This window comes from Saprospiraceae bacterium (genome assembly GCA_016713025.1).
GTDB lineage: Bacteria > Bacteroidota > Bacteroidia > Chitinophagales > Saprospiraceae > OLB9.
The window spans coordinates 726,517-742,613 of sequence record JADJPZ010000004.1; the positions used below are offsets into that span (position 1 = coordinate 726,517).

A 16,097-nucleotide genomic window follows, 5' to 3' on the forward strand; every position below is an offset into this window, starting at 1 on the left:
AAAGTCGGGCAGGTTTAAAAATGACAGGAGATTTACTCATTCTTTGATTTTGGTATCTCCCAAAATTTGTTTATACAATAGTTCGAATTTAGTCATTTGAATAAATATAATTGAAACATTGATAAACAAAATGCGTTATTGTGTTATTTACACTATCTTTGCCTTTCCTTTTAAATAGAAATCAAAACATTTTATGGCTCCACTGATCCATGTCAACAATCATCAAAAAACAAAAATTTTAGCCACAGTTGGTCCCGCATCAAATTCTAAAGAAGCATTACTCGACCTGGTGCAAGCTGGTGTAAATGTATTCAGATTAAACTTTTCACATGGTGCGCATTCAGAACATCAGAAGGTTATCGACAATATTCTTGAAATCAATGAGCAGTATAAAGTTCACGTAGGTATTCTGGCAGATCTTCAGGGACCAAAACTTCGGGTTGGTAAAATGGAAAATAATGGTCTGGAAATATCCCAAGGCGATGTACTGACTTTTGTCAATGAAGAATGTATCGGCACGAAGGAAAAAATCTACATGAGTTATGAAGGATTTGCACGTGATGTAAAAGTTGGTGAAAAAGTGCTTGTTGATGATGGAAAAATTGTATTGGAAGTTATCTCAACCAATAAGATCAATGAAGTCAAACTTATGGTGCTTTTTGGAAGTGTATTGTCATCCAATAAAGGTGTCAATCTACCAGACACAGCAGTGTCACAACCTTCATTGACAGAAAAAGACCTGGAAGATCTGGATTATATCCTCACACAACCAGTCAACTGGATTGCTTTGTCATTTGTCAGACAGGCGCGCGATGTAAGAGATCTTCAGAAAAGGATAAAGGCAAAAAAACATATAGCAAAAGTTGTTTCAAAAATAGAAAAACCTGAAGCAATAACCAATATCAAAGAGATTATAAAAGCATCAGATGCCATCATGATAGCCAGAGGAGACCTGGGTGTAGAGATACCCATCGAAAAGCTACCCGCGCTCCAAAAAATGATCATTGCAAAATGTATCCAAAGAGCAAAACCGGTCATAGTAGCTACACAAATGATGGAAAGCATGATCACCAATCCATCTCCTACCAGAGCCGAAGTAACAGATGTTGCCAATGCAGTCCTTGACGGTACAGATGCTGTGATGCTCAGTGGCGAAACTGCCGTGGGAAATCATCCTGGATTGGTTGTGGAAGCGATGCGAAGGATTATCGGTGAGGCTGAAGCTCATTTTCACTTACAAGGTAAAAGACCGGCCCCTGACCCTGATTCAGACACATTCCTATCTGATACCCTATGTATCCATGCTCCTCAGATGGCAGAATCAGTTAATGCAAAAGCTATACTTGGTCTGACAGTGAATGGCTATACCGCCTTCAAAATGTCCGCATACAGACCTAAACCCGATATCCATATATTCTCAGATAAACCTTATATGTTGAATACACTGAGTCTCGTTTGGGGTGTTACTTGTCATTTGTATACAAAATTTACTACTACTGATGAAACCATTGAAGACGTCAATCAAATTTTAGTAGACGAAGGTATTGTGCAAACAGGTGATATAGTAGTTAATACAGGTAGTATGCCCCTTCACAAAAGATTCAGAACCAATATGTTGAAGATTACCATAATTGAGTGATATCTCTATTTATCTGTTTTGAGCAAATCAGGTCTTTTAGCCTCCGTGATTCTGAGAGCTGCTTCATATCGCCATTCATCTATGAGTCTGTCATGACCTGATAACAGTACATCGGGCACCTTCAGTCCCTTAAAATCTGCCGGCCGTGTATATACAGGCGGAGCCAGCAAATCGTCCTGAAATGAATCTGTCAATGCACTTGTTTCATCATTGAGCACTCCAGGGATAAGTCTTCCTATTGCATCAGTAATGACAGCTGCTGCCAGTTCACCACCTGATAGTACAAAATCCCCAACAGAAATTTCCATCGTTACGTGTAAGTCCCTGATCCGCTGATCGATGCCTTTATAATGTCCGCAGATGATCATTATACTTTTTAGGCAAGATAAACGGTTGGCTGTCTTTTGATTAAAAGTCAGACCGTCAGGAGTCAGGTATATGATTTCGTCGTATTTGGTATTGGATTTTAACTCTGAAATGCAAGCATCAAGTGGTTCACACATCATCACCATGCCAGCGCCTCCGCCATACTGATAGTCATCCACCTGATGGTGAATGCCAAGTCCAAATGATCTTAGGTTGACGACATTAATATTTAGTAAGCCTTTGTCTCCGGCTCTTTTCATAATGGAGTGCTCAAATGGACTCTTTAGAAGATCCGGTACTACGGTGACAATATCTATTTGCATAGCTTTTAGGTTTTTAGTTCCTGGATTTTCCCGGTTAGAGTATGTTTAAAATTTTTCTTAGTTGTAAATCAATAGATTATGGTTCTGGCGATAAAATAATCAACGCATTTAGTGAACTAAATAAGGCGATTATTTTGAAGTCAGGTTCATAATATATTGATTTTAAGGCAATAAAAATTTAAACATACTCTTAGTTTAGCTTAAGATATCCAAAATTCTTTATTCTTTTTTCATTCTATCTTTATCCAATTTATCTACTTTTTCCATAACTTCATCATGGAGCTTTGCCTTATATGCGGATATTTTGTCGCGCATGGACAGATCACTGACACCCAGAATGGAAGCGGCTAAAATCCCTGCATTTTTTGCACCATTCAGTGCTACTGTAGCTACCGGAATACCGCCGGGCATCTGAAGTATAGAAAGTACAGAATCCCAACCATCAATTGAATTGGAAGACTTGACAGGTACCCCGATTACGGGCAAGGGTGAGATAGATGCGACCATTCCAGGTAAGTGGGCTGCCCCGCCTGCCCCTGCGATGATCACCTGAATACCTCTGATATGCGCATTTTGTGCAAACTCTACCATCCTCAGTGGTGTCCTATGTGCGGAAACAATGGTCTTTTCAAATGGTATTCCAAAATATTCCAGCATTTCTGCAGCTTGATTCATGACCGGCAGGTCTGAGTCTGAGCCCATGATGATACTAACTACTGGTTTCTCCATATCAGGCTATTACTTTTAAGTTATTTTGAACAAATCTTGCTGTCTTGATGGCATCTTCCAGATTCTCTCCGGTGATAGTAACGTGCCCCATTTTTCTAAATGGTTTTGTCTCTTTTTTACCATAAATATGAGGATAGACACCACTTTTTGCAAGGCATAGCTCCATATTTTGATAGATTGGACTACCCGTGTACCCTGGTTCACCCAATAAATTAGTCATCACAGCAGGTCTGATTTGGGTAGTTTGCCCGAGTGGCAGGTCTAAAATAGCTCTCAGATGCATTTCGTATTGCGATGTAACACAAGCCTCAATAGTATGGTGGCCTGAATTGTGAGGACGTGGAGCTACCTCATTGATCAGAATTTTATTGTTTTTGTCCACAAACATTTCAACTGCTAAAAGCCCAATGATTCCCAATGACTCTGCCAGTCTTCGAGCGATGTCATCGGCTATGAGAGACAGTTCTTTGCTAATATTGGCGGGACTCGATAAAAATTCAACAAGATTGGCCGTGGGATGAAATACCATCTCCACAGCTGGAAAAGTACTCACTTCCCCTGATGAATTTCTTGCTACTATGATAGCTATCTCTTTTTCTACTTCAACTAAATCCTCTACAACGGATGGCTTGTCAAACAACCGGGACAATTGGTTTTTGGTTTTTATTATTTCCACTCCTCTTCCATCATAACCGTCAGTTCTGAGTTTTTGCACAAATGGAAATTCCAACTGTTTCTTTTCTATGGCTTTTATGACTTCATCAGCATTTTTACACAAAGCGAACTCAGAAGTTGGAAATCCATTTCCTTCATAAAACATCTTCTGCTTTCCTTTATCTTTGATGACTTTCAAGACTTCAGGTTGGGGAAATACCTTTTTACCTCTCCTTTGCAACTCTTCCAATGCTTCAATGTTGACATTTTCTATCTCGATGGTGATCACATCCGCATCCATGCCAAAAGCAAGAACATCATCATAATTTCTGATATCCCCGCATATGTAATCTGAACATACAAATGCTGCCGGAAATTCTCTATCAATATCCATCACAGATAGGCTGAGTCCAAGACGACTTCCTGCCTGAATCAGCATTTTGCCCAATTGCCCGCCACCAAGAATGGCAATTTTTTGATTTAATTTATTTTCCATTTCCATTATTGGAAGTACAAGCAGCAAAGATAGCAAAAAATCTAAATGAGAATCCTAGAGTATCTTTAATCTTCCATCATTTGCCTGCAAGCGCAAATTTTTTCCATCGTTATATTTTTCCTCCGTGCCGCGCCAAGCTATGCTTGAACTTCCGGTTACGACTGTGAAATATGCCTTACTTCATAAAAATACCTTTATCACCTTGACAGGACAATGTTCAGCTGTTTGCTTGCTTAAATCTATATCATCATCGGGAATGCCAAGGATATGGGTATCTTTTTTGAGCAGGCCGTTGATCAAAGTGGCTTTTCCGTCCTTTTTTGATAGTCGCCAGTATTCCGGTTGCATTTCGAAGCAAATGTTACAACCTATACACTTACTTCTGTAATGTATGATCTTAGCCATTTTCCGTTACTACTTTGTATAGTTTGTCATTGGATTTCAGTTCTTTTGGAAATGGGAAAGTGATCTTATCTCCTTTTTTTGCTTCGTCCTGCCTGATGCCATTGACGATGAGTTCATCCAATACAATTTTATCGGAGCCTATATTCCTACCTATGACCATCAGGAGGTCGCCAGCTCGAATTGTTCCGGTTTCTACAAGAAATTCGGCTACATTAATTCTCGGATAGTATTTGGTCGCTTTGGCTAAGTAAATTTTCTTTTCAGCGGCTATGGAACCAGGATTCTTAGTCCATTCTCCTAGTTTTCTTCCCATAAAATATCCTTCCCAAAACCCACGGTTGTACACCTTGTCCAACTCGGTCAACCAGTTTTTTACTTTTTCATCTGTATAACTTCCTTCTGAAACGGCATCAATGGCCTCCCTGTAACATTTTGTAGTAGTGTAGACATATTCTGCTGATTTACTTCGTCCTTCTATTTTGAAAACATCAATACCAGCTTCCATCAATTCGTCTACAAATTCTATTGTACAAAGATCTTTGGGTGACATAATGTATTCATTGTCGATCAGTAACTCATTGCCAGTCTCCAGATCTGTCACCTGATACGGTCTGCGACAATTCTGGACACAAGCACCCCGATTGGCAGATGCATTTTTTTCATGGAGACTCAGATAACATTTGCCGGAAACTGCCATGCACAAAGCACCGTGAACAAAGGTCTCAATTTTTATCAATTCACCGGAGACACCACGAAGATCTCTGCGATGTATTTCTGAAGTGATATGCTGTACTTGCTTCAAAGTGAGTTCTCTGGCCAAAACGACAACATCTGCCATCTGTGCAAAAAAGGCCACAGATTCGATATTGCTCACATTGGCTTGTGTGCTGATATGTAATGGCATTCCGATGGATTTACACATATCAAATACTGCAAAATCTGAAGCTATCACTGCATCTATTCTTTGATCTTTACATTCTGAGATGATCTTTCTGGCTAATTGCATATCATAATCGTACACTACAGTATTCAAGGTGAGATATGCTTTGATTTCATGTTGTCTGCAAATCTGTCCTACTTCAGCAATATCTTCAATGGTTATTGTTGGTATTGATTTAGTACGCATATTAAGTTGTTCTACACCAAAGTAGATGGCATCAGCGCCAGCCTTTATGGCACTGTATATTGACTCAAACGAACCGACAGGAGCAAGTAATTCCGGCTTTTTTAAGGTCATAGCTGGCGTAATTTGGCTGTAAAATGCCTCAACATAGGAGCTTCTTCTGTGATTTCCAGCCCTTTGATTTGATGACGTTCATTATATACTTCTATGATTACCTCTGATACATAATCTATATGACTTTGGGTATACACCCTTCTGGGTATAGCTAATCTGACCAATTCAAGGGAAGCAGGAACTAATTGATGCTCGGCGTCATACTTTCCGAACATTAATGATCCTATCTCCACACATCGGATTCCACCTTTGAGATATAGCGCACACACCAAAGCTTGTCCCGGATATTGTTCGACAGGAATGTGGCTTAAAAACTGTTTGGCATCAAGGTAGACGGCATGGCCACCTGCCGGCAACATGACAGGTACTCCGACATCTGAAAGTTTTTGTGTGATATATTCTATACTACGTATTCTATATTGAAGATAATGCTCATCCATCACTTCATTAAGACCAATAGCAATGGCTTCGAGGTCTCTCCCTGCCAGACCACCATAAGTAGGAAATCCTTCAGTGATAATCAACAGATTTCTGCATTGTGTTGCCAAATCTTTATTTCTTAAAGCGAGAAACCCTCCGATATTAGCAAATGCATCTTTTTGGCACTCATGGTAGCACCTTGCGCATAAGAAAACATTTCATTGACGATCTCTATAATGCTTTTGTTTTCATACCCTTTTTCACGAAGTTTTATGAAATAGGCGTTTTCTGAAAATCTACAGGCATCTATGTATAGTGGTACATTGTATTCTTTACAAATTTCATGGGTTTCTTTGATATTAGCCATAGAAACAGGTTGTCCCCCTCCTGAATTATTTGTCACGGTAATGATGACCATGGCTATATGATCTGACCCGTTTTGTTCGATATAGTTTCTGAGTGCCGTGGTATCAAGATTACCCTTAAAAGGCGCTGGGATAGTTGGTTTTTTGCCTGCTTCACATACCATGTCTACACCTTCAGCTCCTGAAAACTCAATATTGGCTCTGGTGGTATCAAAAAGTGTATTGGAGATAAAAACCTTACCTTTTCCCCCTGTGATCGAGAACAATATTTTTTCAGCTGCTCTTCCCTGATGGGTAGGTATCACGATCTCCATACCAGTGATATCCTTTACTGCTTTTTCAAATCTGTAAAAACTCGGACTTCCCGCATAGGATTCGTCTCCGATCATCATGCCTGCCCATTGCGCGCTACTCATGGCACTCGTGCCGCTGTCAGTGAGTAAGTCAATCATGACATCATCAGAGTGTAGTAAAAAAGTGTTGTAGTTTGCATCACTAAGTGCCTGTCTCCTATATTTTTCATCATTGAATTGTATAGGTTCTACAGACTTAATTCTGAATGGTTCAATTATGGTTTTCAATGTGGTAATTTTAACAAATGAGATGCAAAATTACAGAAAATAAATCTGATAGTAAAGACTAATATTATCCTACCGTATTTTATACCCAACAGAAAATGATTTGCAAAATTTAATAATCACAATTATTTGAAAATTAATAACTTGTGATTTAAAATTTTCACACAATATTTTCTGTTTACTATAAGTAGAGTAACAAAGGACCAATCTTATCCCCAATGTTAGCCACCTGAAAATAATAACAAACATTTTTAGATCACAATCACTCTGTTTTTGACTTCATTCCTGTTGCCGGAGTATCTAGATTCATAGGCTTTCTGGGCAATTTTTCATTTCTTTGAGCGGTTTGCCATACCATAGATGTGATAACAGTGGCTGCTTGTTTAAGATCATCAGCAACAAGGTGGTCCCAATTGTCCATATTGGAATGGTGGGTTCTGTTAGAATATGCAATTGGCTCCTGGATAAACTGAAACCCTGGAATGCCAACTCCATCAAAACCCAAGTGATCCGTGCCACCTGTATTCTCAAGTGTGATAGTATTTGCACCAAGGTCTTTAAATTCGTCTAACCATTCTCTGAAAATCGGAACAACATCTTCATTGCCCTGAGCATAAATGCCTCTTACTTTACCGGTGCCGTTATCCAGATTGTAGTATGCAGATATCTTTTCCTGATCTGGTTTTAATGACTTGGGAATCCAGCCACCCGGTTCCGTTTCTGCAAAATGTTTTCTGACATAGTTAATGGAGCCATAAAGCCCTTGTTCTTCACCAGACCAAAGTGCCAACCTGAGTGTCCTGCGAGGCTTTTGACCGCTTTCTTTTATATAGGTATTTAAAATTCTTGCTGCTTCCATCATCACGGCAGAGCCGGCTCCATTGTCAGTGGCTCCTGTACCGGCATGCCAGCTGTCAAAATGAGCACCGAACATAACTACTTCATCTTTCAGGTCAGAACCTTCTATCTCAGCGATCACATTATGATCCATTCCTTTGTTGGGAGATTCATATCTTGCTTTTATGTTAAAGCTCACTTTTGGACTCTGACCCCGGTTGATCAACCTAAGTAGTCGGTTATAATGTTCAACTGAAAGAGTTACCTGAGGTATAATTCTGACACCTTCTTCCTGAGCACGTTTGCCTTCCTGACCACCCGGACGAGCACCAGTCACAAAGACTGTTCCAAGGTCACCTTTGTAATTTCTGTCTATGATACAAAGCGGTTGCTCTGCATCTAAGAACTTCCATAAATCTGTCCCAAATGATCCTCCAGCCCGAGCCCAATCTCTACGTGGCCTCGGTGCCGGGACAGGTGCATTGGCCATCTTTAGCAGATCGTCAGAATTATATCTTCTAGCCGGAGCATCAAACCATTCGCTTATTTCTCTGATTGAATCCAGCATCACAATTTTACCTTTGAGTTTACCTTTATATTTTTCCAGTTCTGCTGATTCATTAGCCTGCAGGTATATCAACTCTCCAGATACAAGACCACTTGTAGATGGTGACCAAGCTTTGGGATAGGCTATCACCGGCCAATAATCAGGACTGTGTGCATGCATTTCAAAATGTTCAAGATGCCAGCCTCTACCAAATGGACCCCATTCTTCTTTGTGAACATTGGAAAGTCCCCATGATTTTAGTTCTGTTACGGCCCAATCCTGTGCTTTTGCCAATTTTGCTGAACCTGTCAACCGTGGGCCATATTCATCACATATAGTCGATGCGATCTCCATGACTTTGGATTCTTTTAATCCAATTCTTTTAATTGATTCGTTAAAATCTTTATTTTGTGTAAAAGATAAGGATGGAACAATAAGGAGTAAAAGAAATAAAATTCTGGACATGATTGTATTTAGTTTATTGTTTTGTAAATAAAATGCGAAGGTAAAAATATTTGTTATATTTTTCAGGATTAATCAAAATGTTTATCTCCCTTTTTATTTTTATTTTAAGAGTATGTTTAAAATTTTTCTTATTTGTAAATCAAGAGATTATGGTTCTGGGAATAAAATAATCAACGCATTTATCGAGCTAAATAAGACGATTATTTTGAAGTCAGGTTCATAATACATTGATTTTAAGGCAATGAAAATTTAAACATACTCTAAACTATATTCATCGGTTTTTCTTTAAATACCTGATGAATACGTTTTAAAAATTCGTCTGCATGATGTTTGTTAAAGCATAAGGGCGGTTTGATCTTAATGACATTATGGTCAGGACCGTCAGTGCTGGTCAGGATACCCAATTCTTTCATTCGATTGGAGAGATAGGCAGTAGGCTGGGGTAGTGGATTCATTTCCCCATCAATCAATTCAAAACCAAGAAACATGCCTAAACCTCTGATGTCACCTATCATACTATATTCCTGCTGTATATGCTGCAACCCTTGGATAAGATAATTTCCCGTTGCTTTGGCATTTTCTCTGAGCCCTTCTTCTTTGATGATGTTGAGCACTTCATGACCAATGGCGCAGGAAACCGGATTGCCGCCAAATGTGTTGAAATACTCCATACCATTTGAAAATGCATCGGCAACAGCCCGGGTACAAACTACTGCTGCTATCGGATGTCCGTTGCCCAACGGTTTGCCTATGGTCACTATATCAGGTACCACATCATGATACTCGAAAGCCCACCAATGTGAGCCAATCCTTCCTAGCCCGGTCTGCACTTCATCAGCTATACATATGCCACCGGCAAGCCTTACCATGGAGTACACAAGTTGCAGAAAATCCTTTGGCAACAAGATCTGTCCACCACAAGATACGATGCTCTCATGGATAAACGCTGCGGGTGATTTACCAGCCTGTTGTAGATTTTGAAGGATTTCTTTTGCATGATGAGCATATGATTGTCCTGTATTATCACCTCTGTATATCCCCTCTAAAACTATCCGGAAGTGGAAGAAGGTTTGTATATTTGGGTTTACCCCTACCACCTTTTCCATCAAATTTATACGAACTTACCTCAATACAAGCATTGGTATTGCCATGATATCCGGATTGTAGTGCTATCATGTCCCTTTGATTTGTAAACGTATGAGCCATTCTCAAAGCCAGCTCATTTGCTTCACTACCGGAATTTACAAAATATACTACTTCCAGTTCTTTGGGAAAGGTTGAAAGCAAGGATTCAGCAAATTTTAAGATGTTGTCATGCAAATATCTTGTATTGGTATTTAAGATAGCCATTTGAGCGGAGCCCGCGGTGACTATTTTGAGATGTTCATGTCCCACATGAGCCACGTTATTGACAGTGTCGAGATATTTTCTGCCTGTATCATCTATCAGGTATGCTCCGTCTCCTTTCAATATTTTAAGCGGCTCTTTGTAGGACAATGATAGGTTTTTACCTAATATTTTTTGCCTCAAGGCCTGTATTTCAACTGTAGATGGAGATTTTTTGGCTGACTCAGTGTAATATGAAAAAAGAGTATTTGGGTCAGGACATATACTTTTCCAAACTTCTGTTTCATTGTAATATGCTACTCCGGGGTAATCATGTTGATACCCAAGCATGTCCAAAATAATCTGAAAATGGAGATGCGGTGCCCAATCACCGTTTTCCTCGTGGTCGCCAATATATCCCAAAAGTGTTCCTTTTTCAACTCTTTGACCTTGCTTAATCACAGATAATGTACTGATACTCAGGTGCCCGTATAAACTGTAAAACTGTATTCCATTGACATCATGCAGGAGGATGATGGTTGGACCGTAATCTTTTGGATGATCATTATTGAAAATGCTGTAGACTGTTCCTTCAAGAATCGAGTGTACAGGTGTGCCAGATTCAAGCCAATAGTCCACTCCCAAATGAACCGTTCTGTATTCAGGGCCACAATTGCCTTCTTTTTTATATGCGTCTGTGCTGTAAAATGGTCTTACTTCCAGAAACCCATTTGCCGGTATCGTGTTAGCATGGGATTTTTCCACTTTTTATTTTCTCCCAAAAAGTTACAGCATCATTGTATTCTTGCTTATGCCCTATAAAAGTACTTCCAATGCTCATGTCAGGCTGGGAAATAAAATTGGTGTTTTCAGTAGGGAACATCCTGTTCAATTCAATCTTTTGATCTTTGAAAAAACTATTGACCTCCGTTTCATGTGGGTGAGGCATCAAACCTATAGCGGCTCTAAAACTGTAATAAGCCAGAGATGGGTGGATACCAGACCATTGGATAAGCAATCGTCCGGCTGCCTGATCGCTGATCTGAAGATATTCGTTTTCAGGTTCTTTTTGCTTGTTGATGGCAGATTTGGTCAAACTGATGACCAATCTCATACCTATGAGACAATACAAGTATCTGACTTCTGCAGCTTCTAATGGAAAGGAGTTATGATATCCTTTTAACACCGCACAAGCCGCCTGGAGAGGATCGTTTTGGCCCATGATGGCATAGGTTGCGGTTACTGCCACATCATTGATGATGGTTGATTTCACCGCATCTCCATAGTCAATAATGGAAACAACGATATTGCTGCCAAAATCTGTTTGAGTGATAATATTATTGTCATTGGCATCATTATGAATGACGCTTTTTCTGAGTTTTTCAAGATCTGATTTCGATTCCTTATATTGACTTATGACCTTCGAGAATGCAGTCTGCAAAGATGGATCAATGAGATGTATATAATTTTCAGTCCACTCAGCATGATCGAGATTCCAGTCAAAAACTCTTGAAGCTATGTGATGATCGAAGCCCTTCAATGCCAAAGTTGTTTGACCGGCTTTTTGACCTAAACTAAATAATAATTCATTAGTCACCGGAGATACCTTCGACCATAAATCCCCTTCTATCCAGGTCAACATTCTTACAGCTCTCGTCCTGTTTGTATCATCTTTCAGATATAGTGTTTTTTTACCATTTGCAGCTATTTTCATCATAGGTGCTGATGCTTTCAAGCTGCTTTTTTCAAGGTGCTCAAGGAGTTTTTCCTGGAAGTCCAAAACCTGAATGTCATAATCTTCAGGAGATATTTTCAGGACCCATTTTTTACTATTTTTTTGAGTTACTAAATAATTGGTATCTATTTCTCCGGGTAGGGGCAATATTTCACCTGATACACCAAATGTATCTAAACATCTTTTAACAAACGGTAACTGGTCAATCATATCGATGGGAAGTTATAGTCACAAGAATAAATTGCTCTCCACTAAATTGGATTCAATTTATTTTTCAATGAGAAGGGATAAAAAGATTTTAAAATTCAAATTTGCAAAAATAGAAATAAGTTTCATACAATTAATTAGGCAGCATAACATTTCGATTGTGACTCAAATTTTAATTGAGAAATAGAGGATCTATAAAAATTTATGCAACTTCACAGAAAAATGAAATTTTGAACCTTTTTTTTATTCAATCAAAAAAGTCACATACTTTTGTAACTTTTAGGAAATATTTAACGTTAACAAGATAAAAATTAAACAATTTTTTTCGTTAATCATTTATAGTCTTCATTTGTACAATCTATAATTTATGAAAAGCAAGTTAAAGCCGTCTTTGTACTTTGGTCTCATATTTATGGTAAGTATATCTTGTACTATTTACCTTCAGTCTCAGGATTTTTTTGAGTATCATGACTTGATGCCTGTTGATTTTACTGAAACGTATGTCATGGAAAATTCCGAACTTCCTGATTTGAATTTTTTGAAAGAAGTACTAAAATCAATTTTCAACATTATTAATCTTGCCTGACAATTTGCTGCAATCAATCTATACTACACATAAATACATATTTACATTTTAAGTCATTTTTGTGTGCTATCAAAATAGCAATAGAGCATTATAACATCGACTAATGGAGCCATATGGACGATAAAGTGTTAAAAAAATATTAAAAATCTTAATTTTTTATTCAACGCTTCTTGCATATTAGTTTGAAGTAATACTTTTGTACTCAACTCGGTCTTTAGTATTTACAACCACTATTATGAATTTGAGATTTATTTTTTTTAGTCTTTCATTTTTATTCGTTATTCCTTTAATTTCTCAAAATAGAATTAAATGGAGCACATGGGAAAACTTACCGAATAAACTTGAAAAGGCAGATAAAAAGTTTTTAGTTTACTTCTATTATGATGGGTGTAAGTGGTGTAGGGTGATGGAAGAATCTACATTTTCGGAAGGGCATATAGCCAAATTTGTCAATCAAAACTTTTACCCATTAAGGTTGAATGCCTTATCTTCCGGTAAGCTTATGGTAGCAGACAAAGCATACACCAGTGTGCGGATAGGTAAATATGATTTTCATGAGCTTGCTGCTGAATTGCTTTCAGGAAATATGTCATTTCCATCTATTGTGTTTCTTGATGAAAAGTTCCACAAATTGGCACATTTTGACTCCTATATTGAAATTCCAAAGTTTGAAATGTTATTATCGTACTATGGAGGGGATCATCATAAAAATACCCTTTGGAAAAGATACAGCACAAACTACTGTCGGGAAAGTAATTTTAATTCTTTGGTCAACGATAAGCATTAATTGTTATGTAAAGGTTTAAGTGTATCCTTACTTAAATCAAATTCTTTTTATAAGTCCTGTTAATAACACACCTCTTAGGGTTCGTTGCAAAACTTCTATATATCCTTTATATATATATTAAAAACTTACTGTGAGTATACCAAATTATATTTACCTTTACACCGTAAAACAAACGATAATTTTCATAATAAATCCTGCACCAATGAAATACATATTACCAACCTTGATTTGTATCTTTTTATTAAATGCATGTAAAGACAAAGTGATGACTGAAGAATCTAAGAAAGTGTCAGTAACCTACCCAACCACACGAATGGATAGCACTATTGCTGAATATTTTGGAAGCAAGTTAGGCGACCCTTATCGCTGGCTTGAAGATGATCTTTCAACTGAGACCGGACAGTGGGTAGATGATCAAAACAAAGTGACTTTTGGTTATCTTGACAATATTCCATTCCGAAGTGATATCAAATCCAGACTTGAAAAATTGTGGAATTATGAAAAATTTGGTGCCCCTTTTAAGGAAGGCGATTACACATATTTCTATAAAAACGATGGGTTGCAAAATCAGTTTGTTCTCTGGCGAAAAAAGGGAGACAAAGATGCAGAAATATTTATTGATCCCAATACTTTTTCAAAAGATGGCACTACATCTTTAGCAGGTATAAATTTTTCAAAAGATGGCTCGAAGGTAGCTTATCAGATTTCAGAAGGTGGTTCTGACTGGCGCAAAGTTATAGTGATGGATGCAATCACAAAACAAATACTTGAAGATACTTTACGAGATGTGAAATTCAGCGGCCTGTCATGGAAAGGTAATGACGGTTTTTATTATTCAAGTTACGACAAGCCCAAGGGCTCTGAATTATCTGCAAAAACAGATCAGCATAAATTATATTATCACAAGTTGGGAAGTAGCCAGAAAAGTGATAAAGTAATCTTTGGCGACAAGATAAAAAGACGTTATATAGGCGGAACGGTGACTGAGGATGACAGGTATCTGTTTATCTCAGCGTCTGTATCTACATCTGGTAATGAACTCTATATGGTGGACCATCAGGACAAATCTGGTAAGATTGTCACTATGGTGGATAACTTTGAGAGTGATAGTTATGTAGCTGATAATGATGGGTCTAAGTTGTATATCGTGACCAATCTTGGTGCTCCGAATCAAAAAATTGTCACTGCTGATGCTTCCACCCCGGGCACCGCCAACTGGAAAGACTTTATACCCGAAACTGAAAATGTACTTGATGTGAGCACAGGCTGCGGATCTTTTTTTGCCCACTATATGAAAGATGCCTTATCCTTCATCAGGCAATACGACTACAATGGCAAGTTGATCAGAGATATACAACTGCCTGGATCAGGCACAGCATCTATGGGAAATGCCAAGCGGAATGAAAAAAGAGATTTATTTTTCTTTTAGCAATTATGTGACACCCGGCAATATTTACAAATTCGAACCATCAACAGGTAAAGCGGAGCTGTTTATCAAGCCCAAAATCAATTTTTCTCCGGAACAGTATGAGTCAAAACAAGTTTTTTACACTTCCAAAGATGGAACTAAGATACCTATGATGATTTCTTACAGAAAAGGGGTCAAACTGGACGGTAAAAATCCGACCATACTCTATGGATATGGTGGTTTCAATATAAGTCTGACACCGGCCTTTAGTATCACCAATGCAGTGTGGATGGAGCAAGGCGGCATATATGCAGTCCCCAATTTACGTGGCGGTGGCGAATATGGCAAAAAATGGCATGATGCCGGAACACAGATGAAAAAGCAAAATGTTTTTGATGATTTTATCGCTGCCGCTCAATATCTCATCGCCAATAAGTATACTTCGAGTGATTTTCTCGCTATTTCAGGTGGGTCCAATGGTGGATTGCTCGTAGGAGCGTGTATGACACAAAGACCGGAGTTGTTTAAAGTGGCATTACCTGCCGTAGGGGTGCTTGATATGTTGCGTTATCATACTTTTACCGCTGGTGCCGGCTGGGCTTACGACTATGGTACTTCAGAACAAAGCAAAGAAATGTTTGATTACCTTCTGGGATATTCTCCTTTGCACAATGTGAAAGAAGCCAAATACCCCGCTACTTTAGTGACTACGGCAGATCATGACGATAGGGTAGTACCGGCGCATTCTTTTAAATTTATTGCTGCACTCCAAAACAAACATAAAGGAGACAATCCCGTACTGATCAGGATAGAAAAAAGTGCAGGGCATGGAGCTGGGAAACCAACCACAAAAATCATAGAAGAAGCGGCTGATAAAATTGGCTTTACCTTATTCAACATGAATAAATCCTATAAAATTGATATAAAAAATTGATATTTGAAAGCCAACCACAGAAAGAATTAATCACATGAATTTTAATCGAAAAT

General features: G+C 38.4%; 12 protein-coding genes and 2 pseudogenes. 4 read left to right on the plus strand and 10 right to left on the minus strand.

The window, feature by feature from the left end; translation table 11 throughout:
- The first annotated feature begins 205 nt into the window (after positions 1 to 205).
- On the plus strand, positions 206 to 1,639 hold the full coding sequence (gene pyk, locus IPK35_09450) for a pyruvate kinase (protein ID MBK8053481.1): 1,434 nt from the start codon (positions 206 to 208) through the stop codon (positions 1,637 to 1,639).
- 5 nt (positions 1,640 to 1,644) lie between these two features.
- On the opposite strand, the gene trmD is transcribed toward pyk, so the two are convergent.
- The 10 genes and pseudogenes from trmD to IPK35_09500 form a co-directional block, all read right to left on the minus strand.
- Positions 1,645 to 2,328 (minus strand): tRNA (guanosine(37)-N1)-methyltransferase TrmD, encoded by a 684-nt coding sequence (gene trmD / locus IPK35_09455; protein ID MBK8053482.1) that lies wholly within the window; start codon positions 2,326 to 2,328, stop codon positions 1,645 to 1,647.
- Between the two features lie 219 nt (positions 2,329 to 2,547).
- Complete coding sequence (gene purE, locus IPK35_09460; GenBank protein ID MBK8053483.1) at positions 2,548 to 3,057, minus strand: 5-(carboxyamino)imidazole ribonucleotide mutase; 510 nt, start codon at positions 3,055 to 3,057, stop codon at positions 2,548 to 2,550.
- A gap of 1 nt (position 3,058) precedes the next feature.
- Positions 3,059 to 4,207, minus strand: a complete 1,149-nt coding sequence (locus tag IPK35_09465; GenBank protein MBK8053484.1) for a 5-(carboxyamino)imidazole ribonucleotide synthase — start codon at positions 4,205 to 4,207, stop codon at positions 3,059 to 3,061.
- Positions 4,208 to 4,387: 180 nt separating this feature from the next.
- Complete coding sequence (locus IPK35_09470; GenBank protein MBK8053485.1) at positions 4,388 to 4,612, minus strand: ferredoxin; 225 nt, start codon at positions 4,610 to 4,612, stop codon at positions 4,388 to 4,390.
- On the minus strand, positions 4,605 to 5,849 hold the full coding sequence (locus tag IPK35_09475) for a U32 family peptidase (GenBank protein ID MBK8053486.1): 1,245 nt from the start codon (positions 5,847 to 5,849) through the stop codon (positions 4,605 to 4,607). The genes IPK35_09470 and IPK35_09475 overlap by 8 nt, the downstream gene beginning before the upstream one ends.
- Positions 5,846 to 7,215: pseudogene (locus tag IPK35_09480) on the minus strand (tryptophanase). The gene IPK35_09475 and the pseudogene IPK35_09480 overlap by 4 nt, the downstream one beginning before the upstream one ends.
- Positions 7,216 to 7,474: 259 nt before the next feature.
- Complete coding sequence (locus tag IPK35_09485) at positions 7,475 to 9,061, minus strand: M20/M25/M40 family metallo-hydrolase (protein MBK8053487.1); 1,587 nt, start codon at positions 9,059 to 9,061, stop codon at positions 7,475 to 7,477.
- 260 nt (positions 9,062 to 9,321) lie between these two features.
- On the minus strand, positions 9,322 to 10,170 hold the full coding sequence (locus tag IPK35_09490) for an aminotransferase class III-fold pyridoxal phosphate-dependent enzyme (GenBank protein ID MBK8053488.1): 849 nt from the start codon (positions 10,168 to 10,170) through the stop codon (positions 9,322 to 9,324).
- On the minus strand, positions 10,085 to 11,152 hold the full coding sequence (locus tag IPK35_09495; protein MBK8053489.1) for an aminotransferase class III-fold pyridoxal phosphate-dependent enzyme: 1,068 nt from the start codon (positions 11,150 to 11,152) through the stop codon (positions 10,085 to 10,087). The genes IPK35_09490 and IPK35_09495 overlap by 86 nt, the downstream gene beginning before the upstream one ends.
- On the minus strand, positions 11,133 to 12,332 hold the full coding sequence (locus tag IPK35_09500) for a phosphotransferase (GenBank protein MBK8053490.1): 1,200 nt from the start codon (positions 12,330 to 12,332) through the stop codon (positions 11,133 to 11,135). Before IPK35_09500 ends, IPK35_09495 begins: the two co-directional genes overlap by 20 nt.
- A gap of 364 nt (positions 12,333 to 12,696) precedes the next feature.
- Here IPK35_09500 and IPK35_09505 point away from each other — a divergent pair, with 364 nt between their 5' ends.
- The 3 genes and pseudogenes from IPK35_09505 (at position 12,697) to IPK35_09515 (ending at position 16,044) form a co-directional block, all read left to right on the plus strand.
- Positions 12,697 to 12,915, plus strand: coding sequence for a hypothetical protein (locus tag IPK35_09505; GenBank protein MBK8053491.1), 219 nt, complete (start codon positions 12,697 to 12,699; stop codon positions 12,913 to 12,915).
- A gap of 235 nt (positions 12,916 to 13,150) precedes the next feature.
- Positions 13,151 to 13,702, plus strand: coding sequence for a DUF255 domain-containing protein (locus IPK35_09510; protein ID MBK8053492.1), 552 nt, complete (start codon positions 13,151 to 13,153; stop codon positions 13,700 to 13,702).
- Positions 13,703 to 13,904: 202 nt separating this feature from the next.
- Positions 13,905 to 16,044 (plus strand): annotated as a pseudogene (locus tag IPK35_09515) (S9 family peptidase).
- Positions 16,045 to 16,097 lie beyond the last annotated feature (53 nt).

Coding starts and splice junctions, on each gene's coding strand:
- trmD (MBK8053482.1), bottom strand. CDS start 2,328: ATGCAAATAGATATTGTCACCGTAGTACCGGATCTTCTAAAGAGTCCA.
- purE (MBK8053483.1), bottom strand. CDS start 3,057: ATGGAGAAACCAGTAGTTAGTATCATCATGGGCTCAGACTCAGACCTG.
- IPK35_09465 (MBK8053484.1), bottom strand. CDS start 4,207: ATGGAAAATAAATTAAATCAAAAAATTGCCATTCTTGGTGGCGGGCAA.
- IPK35_09470 (MBK8053485.1), bottom strand. CDS start 4,612: ATGGCTAAGATCATACATTACAGAAGTAAGTGTATAGGTTGTAACATT.
- IPK35_09475 (MBK8053486.1), bottom strand. CDS start 5,849: ATGACCTTAAAAAAGCCGGAATTACTTGCTCCTGTCGGTTCGTTTGAG.
- IPK35_09485 (MBK8053487.1), bottom strand. CDS start 9,061: ATGTCCAGAATTTTATTTCTTTTACTCCTTATTGTTCCATCCTTATCT.
- IPK35_09500 (MBK8053490.1), bottom strand. CDS start 12,332: ATGATTGACCAGTTACCGTTTGTTAAAAGATGTTTAGATACATTTGGT.
- IPK35_09505 (MBK8053491.1), top strand. CDS start 12,697: ATGAAAAGCAAGTTAAAGCCGTCTTTGTACTTTGGTCTCATATTTATG.
- IPK35_09510 (MBK8053492.1), top strand. CDS start 13,151: ATGAATTTGAGATTTATTTTTTTTAGTCTTTCATTTTTATTCGTTATT.